Below are 434 nucleotides of genomic sequence, written 5' to 3'. Positions count from 1 at the left end.
GGTGGCCTGTTCTACTACCTCGCGCCCATCCAGTCGCGGTCCGACTGGATGTGGTTCCTCGGGCTCACGTCGGCCGACCCGCTCGACATCGCCATCCGCGTGCTCATCGACCTGGTCTTCATGATCGTCGGTGGCGCGGTGTTCGCGATATTCTGGGTCGAGACGACGGGTATGGGTCCGGAATCGACCGCGCGACAGATTCAGAACTCCGGGATGCAGATTCCCGGGTTCCGACGCAACCCGCAGGTCATCGAGAAGGTCATGGAGCGGTACATCCCGCAAGTGACCGTCATCGGTGGCGCGCTCGTCGGCCTGCTCGCCGTCATGGCGAACATGCTCGGCACCATCGGCGCAGTCTCCGGGACGGGGCTGCTCCTTACGGTCTCCATCACGTACAAGCTGTACGAGGAGATCGCGGAGGAACAGCTCATGGA

1 pseudogene is annotated in these 434 nt (G+C 63.4%); it reads left to right on the top strand.

The annotated features are described in order from the left end of the window. Positions 1–434: pseudogene (locus DVK00_RS21080) on the top strand (preprotein translocase subunit SecY); the annotation flags it as partial.

This window comes from Haloarcula sp. Atlit-47R (assembly GCF_003665985.1).
Classification (GTDB): domain Archaea; phylum Halobacteriota; class Halobacteria; order Halobacteriales; family Haloarculaceae; genus Haloarcula; species Haloarcula taiwanensis.
This window is presented reverse-complemented; position numbering and strand designations above follow the sequence as displayed.